Source organism: Ochrobactrum sp. CGA5 (assembly GCF_006345815.1).
In the GTDB taxonomy this organism is placed as follows: domain Bacteria; phylum Pseudomonadota; class Alphaproteobacteria; order Rhizobiales; family Rhizobiaceae; genus Brucella.
Genome location: NZ_VCIG01000044.1, coordinates 1 through 295 on the forward strand (window position 1 = coordinate 1; position 295 = coordinate 295).

A 295-nucleotide genomic window follows, 5' to 3' on the forward strand; every position below is an offset into this window, starting at 1 on the left:
CCCTGACGGCGAATGGCGAGATAGCCAATGACAAGGCCAAGCACCGCAGCAGCCAGCATGCCAAGCAGGATGCCGATTTCGGGCGATACACCCCACACCTTGACTGCATGGGCTGTGACATAGGCAGCGCCCCCAAAGAAGGCTGCGTGACCAAAGGACAGAATGCCGGTATAGCCGAGCAACAGATTGAAGGCCGAAGCAAACAGCGCAAAACACAGCATCTTCATCAGGAAGATCGGGTAAACCATGAAGGGTGCTGCGATCAGTCCAATCAATGCGATAACAAGAATGACTG

1 pseudogene is annotated in these 295 nt (G+C 54.6%); it reads right to left on the reverse strand.

From position 1 onward, the window contains the following. A pseudogene (locus tag FJQ48_RS22195) lies at positions 1-295 on the reverse strand (branched-chain amino acid ABC transporter permease); the annotation flags it as partial.